The organism is Nocardioides sp. (assembly GCF_047607365.1).
In the GTDB taxonomy this organism is placed as follows: Bacteria; Actinomycetota; Actinomycetes; order Propionibacteriales; family Nocardioidaceae; genus Nocardioides.
This window is the reverse complement of the sequence record NZ_JASGDD010000218.1, coordinates 1-4,541: the sequence shown is the minus strand read 5'-3', so window position 1 is coordinate 4,541 and position 4,541 is coordinate 1. Positions and strand designations below refer to the sequence as shown.

General features: G+C 74.7%; 4 protein-coding genes. 2 read left to right on the top strand and 2 right to left on the bottom strand.

The window, feature by feature from the left end; genetic code table 11:
- Positions 1–312: helix-turn-helix domain-containing protein (locus tag QM572_RS16890; protein ID WP_415095139.1), on the top strand; the 312-nt coding region annotated here is incomplete at its 5' end.
- On the opposite strand, the gene QM572_RS16885 is transcribed toward QM572_RS16890, so the two are convergent.
- Positions 244–2,187 (bottom strand): vWA domain-containing protein, encoded by a 1,944-nt coding sequence (locus QM572_RS16885; protein WP_415095138.1) that lies wholly within the window; start codon positions 2,185–2,187, stop codon positions 244–246. The genes QM572_RS16890 and QM572_RS16885 overlap by 69 nt on opposite strands.
- A gap of 65 nt (positions 2,188–2,252) precedes the next feature.
- Here QM572_RS16885 and QM572_RS16880 point away from each other — a divergent pair, with 65 nt between their 5' ends.
- Positions 2,253–3,362 (top strand): GuaB3 family IMP dehydrogenase-related protein, encoded by a 1,110-nt coding sequence (locus QM572_RS16880; protein WP_415095137.1) that lies wholly within the window; start codon positions 2,253–2,255, stop codon positions 3,360–3,362.
- 113 nt (positions 3,363–3,475) lie between these two features.
- Here the strand turns inward: QM572_RS16880 and QM572_RS16875 are convergent.
- The coding region (locus tag QM572_RS16875; RefSeq protein WP_415095136.1) for an AfsR/SARP family transcriptional regulator at positions 3,476–4,541 on the bottom strand (1,066 nt) is incomplete at its 5' end.

Genomic DNA, 4,541 nt, shown 5'->3' with positions numbered 1-4,541 from the left:
GTGGCGGCGCTGACGGCGAGCGAGTCCCGGGTGACCGGCCTCGCCGCCGCCGGACTGCGCAACCGCGAGATCGCCCAGCGCCTCTTCGTGACGCCCAAGACCGTCGAGGTGCACCTGTCCTCGGCCTACCGCAAGCTCGGCATCTCCGGCCGCGACTCCCTCGCCGCGGCCCTCCGGGGCGATCCCGCCGAGCGCGACCGCCGCCACCTGGAGCGGGTCCGCTCCGGCGAGCCGGACGGACGCTCAGGCGCCGGACCCGCGGCGCCGGCGCTGTCGCCCGAGGGCGTAGCCGGTGCCGAGGAGGCCGAGTAGCGCGATGCCGCCCGCGGCGAGGAGCGCCACCGGCGGCCCGCCGTCGGAGCCCTCGCCCTGGGGCTCGGTCGCCGCCGTCGTACGGGCGTCGTCCTCCGGTGCCGTGGTGCCGCCGGTGCCCGTCTCGCTCGGCGTCGGCGACGGTGTGGGGGTCGCGTACGTCGGCACGCCGGTGATCTCGCCGGAGACGCCGACGCGCAGCACGAACGGCACCTCGTAGGACGACGTGGCCCGGTCGTCGATCAGCGAGACGACCACGGGGAACGAGCCGGCCCGCGCCGAGGCCAGGAGAGCGTCGTCGCCGCTCTCGCGGTTGCGGTAGGCCACGACGGCGGTCGTGCCGCCGCTGGTGCCGCCGCCGGTCGGGTAGAGCGACCACGTGTCGGCCGGGACGCTCCCGGTGGCCGCGACCGCGCGCGCGTCGGCGCGGGTCGGGCCGAAGAGGTCGAGGGAGAACGGCGAGCCCTGCTGGCTGAGCGCGGCGGCGAGCTTGCCTGCCGGCTTCGCGATGGTCATCGAGGCGGCGAGCTGCTGTCCCCAGCCGACGTCGACGCTGAAGACCTGGATCTCGTTGGGCACCAGCGTGCCGCGGTAGACGCCGGGGGCGAGCGGGGTCGCGGTGGCGAAGGAGGTGCCGCCGGCGGTCTCCTCGACCGGCTTGCCGCCCGGCGGCGGCACCCAGGCGACGCCGCTCGCCGCGGGCGGCAGGGCCGTGGCGTCGGCCACCGGGAGCTCCTCGGTGACGACCAGCTCCAACGGCGTCGTGAACGGCTGCCCGCCGCCGTCCCGAGTGACGCTCAGCAGGAGCTGCTCGTCGGTGGCGCAGGCGTCGTCGGTCACCGTCGCGACCACGAACGGCCGGTCCATGCTGCGCGATGTGCCGGGAGTCGCGCTGGCGCAGGAGCCGCCGTCGGCCCCGCTGAGCTCGACCTGCAGGCCGTCCCAGAGGTCGGCCTTGGCGTGGTCGGCGAACGTCGGGGTGAGGATGCTGGCGGAGAGGGTGAGCGAGGAGCCCGGGTGGCTCCGCTCGACGGCGTAGGTGCGCACTCCGGAGACCGTGCCCGGCCCGCCGAGCTGGTCGCTGTACGAGCCGGCCCGGATCGTCGGCGCGTCGGTGGCGCTCGTGCCGCCGACGACCGGCTCCCCCGTGGGCTCGTAGGGGCGGACCGCCCGGGTGGCGAGCGTCGCGAGGGCGTCGATGAGGCCCTCGGCGGAGCCGACGCCGTAGTAGCTGCCGTGGCCCGCCTTCGCGATGCAGCGGAGCGCGTCGGCGGCCTTGCCCCCGACGTCGAGGCCCACCACGTCGATGCGCAGGTCGATGCCCTGGCTCGCAAGCTTGCGGGCGACCTCGCACGGGTCGGGCGGGCAGGTGGGCTCACCGTCGGAGACCAGCACGATCGAGCGCTTGCCCGTCGTGCCCAGATCCCTGCCCGCCTCCTGCAGCGCGTAGCCGATGGGCGTCTCGCCGTACGGGTGATAGCCGGCGACGGCCGTGCGAAGGTCGTCGCGATTGTGGGTGCCGATGTCGACCACGCGCTCGGAGTCGGTGCAGGCTCCCGGATCGGTGCGGCTGAACACCGTCGAGCCGTAGACCCGCAGCCCCACCGGGGCGTCGGCGGGCAGCTGGTCGATGACCGTGCCGAGCGCTCGCTTGGCGCCGTCGATCTTCGTGCCGCCGCCCGAGGCCGGCTCGGCCATCGAGCCCGAGGCGTCCAGCACCAGCATCAGCCGCCCGGGGTCGTCCGTCGTGGTCGTGGCGGCGGCTGACGGCGGGGCCGGTGGCAGGGCGGTCACGGCGGCGACCGTGCACAGCGCGGCCACGAGGGCCTTGAGGGCTCTGAGGGCGTGGAACGTGCGGCGGGGTGAACGGGGCATCTGGTCGCCTCCCGAGACGATTCAACGCTCGCAGTATGCCCTCGGGAAGTCGGTAGGATCCACGGGTGACTGAGATCGAGATCGGGCGGGCGAAGCGGGCCCGGCGGGCGTACGGGTTCGACGACGTGGCGATCGTGCCGAGTCGGCGGACGCGCGACACCGAGGAGGTCAGCGTCGACTGGCAGATCGACGCCTACCGCTTCGAGCTGCCGATCCTGGCGGCGCCGATGGACTCGGTCATGTCGCCGGCCACCGCGATCGCGCTCGGCAAGCTCGGCGGCCTCGGCGTGCTCAACCTCGAGGGCGTCTGGACGCGCTACGAGTCGCCCGAGCCGATCCTCGACGAGCTCGCCGGCCTGCGCGGGGTCGAGGCCACCAAGCGCCTCCAGCGGATCTACGCCGAGCCGATCAAGGCCGAGCTGATCTCCCAGCGGCTCAAGGAGATCCGCGACGCGGGCGTCACCGTCGCCGGCGCGCTCAGCCCGCAGCACACCAAGGAGTTCGCCAAGACGGTGGTCGACGCGGGCGTCGACATGTTCGTCATCCGCGGCACGACGGTCTCGGCCGAGCACGTCTCCTCCCAGGCCGAGCCGCTCAACCTCAAGGAGTTCATCTACGAGCTCGACGTCCCTGTGGTGGTGGGCGGCTGCGCCACCCACCAGGCGGCCCTGCACCTGATGCGGACCGGCGCCGCCGGCGTCCTCGTCGGCTTCGGCGGCGGCGCGGCCCACACGACCCGGACCGTCCTGGGCGTCGCGGTGCCGATGGCGTCGGCGGTGGCCGATGTCGCCGCCGCCCGCCGCGACTACCTCGACGAGTCCGGCGGCCGCTACGTCCACGTCATCGCCGACGGCTCGATCGGCACCTCCGGCGACCTCGCCAAGGCCATCGCCTGCGGCGCCGACGCCGTCATGGTGGGCAGCCCGTTCGCCCGCGCCGCCGAGGCGCCGGGCAAGGGCTTCCACTGGGGCTCGGAGGCCCACCACGCCGCCCTGCCGCGCGGTGAGCGCGTCGAGTTCGACACCGTCGGCTCGCTCGAGCAGATCCTCTTCGGCCCGAGCATCGTCGCCGACGGCACGATGAACCTCGTCGGCGCCCTCAAGCGCGCCATGGCCACGACGGGCTACACCGAGCTCAAGGAGTTCCAGCGCATCGAGGTCGTCGTCGCCAGCTGACCTCCGGGGGGGGAGTCACCGGTTAACCGGTGACTCGGGAACTTCTCGGCCGGCATGACCCCCGAGAAGTTCCCCTCCAGGCCGGGTCGTGTGACGCGAGGTGGCCGAGTGACTCAGCTCTCGACCATCTCGTCCCACGTCATGGCGGGCACGCCCAGCTCGGCCATCCGGATGGCGTAGGTGCGGTGGTGCCGGCGTGCGTCGCCGTAGCGCCCGAGCCGGTGCAGCAGCCGGACGAGGTCGGCGTAGGCCGGCTCGTCGTAGGGATCGCAGGCGAGCAGGCGGGCCAGCCAGGGGAGCGCCTCGCGGGGACGATCCCCGGCGACCAGCGTCTCGGCGAGCGCGCGGAGCACCTCGCGCCCGAGGCCCTCGAGCTCGTCGCGGGCGGGCATCGCCCATTCGGCGTACGGGTCGTCCTCGCAGACCTCGCCCGAGTGCAGGGCCGCGGCCGCCTCCAGCAGCGGTACGGCGTGCGGGTCGCCGGTCCGGGCGGCGTCGAGCGCCCGGTGCGCGGTGCGACGGGCGTCGACGACGTCGACGTCCAGGTGGCGCAGGTCGAGCCGGACCCGCTCGCGGTCGGCGACGACGTAGTGGTCCGGGCCCAGCCGGCGTCCGGGGTCGAGCACGGCCCGGACATGGGAGAGCGCGACGGAGAGCCGGTTGCCGACGTTGTCGGCGTCGGGCCAGATCAGGGCGGCCAGACCGGCGCGCGACACCCCCTCCTCGCCACGCACGGCGAGGACCCGCAGCACGTCGCGTGCCTTCCGCGACGGCCAGGAGGCGAGCGGCACCGCCACCCCGTCGACCACGAGGGCGAAGGCGCCGAGCACGTGCACCGAGACCGCGGCACTGCCGATCGTGCCGACCTCCCGCAACGGTCCCGCGATGTGCCAGGCGTCCTCGTGTACGCCGAGTGAGCGCAGCTGCTCCTGCGCGATGGTGGCGGCGACCCGGTCACGTGCCAGACGCGCGGTGACGACGTCGTTGATCAGGATGCGGCGCTGCGCGCCGAGTGAGTGCCAGATGCCGGCGGCCTCGCGCAGGCGAGGGTCGTCGGCCTCCCCTCGGCCGGCGACCACGGCGAGCTCGAGCGCGTCGGCGGTGGTCGGCAGGTCGCGGTGGCGGGCCGCGACCTCCAGGGCGCGTTCGGCGAGGGATCGGGCCCGGTCGGCGTCGCCC